The sequence below is a fragment of the Pseudomonas sp. TJI-51 genome (assembly GCF_000190455.2).
GTDB lineage: Bacteria > Pseudomonadota > Gammaproteobacteria > Pseudomonadales > Pseudomonadaceae > Aquipseudomonas > Aquipseudomonas juntendi.
On the sequence record NZ_AEWE02000182.1, the window covers coordinates 1 to 258 of the forward strand.

Genomic DNA, 258 nt, shown 5'->3' on the forward strand with positions numbered 1-258 from the left:
AGCTTGTAGCTTGAAACTTGTAGCTTATAGCTCTCAGTCCCCAGGAAAGAGGGCTCCATGATCCGCAGCAAACTGCCGAATGTCGGCACGACCATCTTCACCACCATGTCCCAGCTCGCCGTGCAAACTGGCGCGTTGAACCTGTCGCAGGGGTTTCCCGATTTCAATGGCCCACAGGCACTGCTCGATGCAGTAGGCCGGCATGTGGCCGCCGGGCATAACCAGTACTCGCCGATGACCGGCCTGCCGGCGCTGCGC

Annotated in this window: 1 pseudogene; it reads left to right on the plus strand. The window is 60.1% G+C overall.

From position 1 onward, the window contains the following. Positions 1 to 57: 57 nt before the first annotated feature. Positions 58 to 258, plus strand: a pseudogene (locus G1E_RS29995) (aminotransferase); the annotation flags it as partial.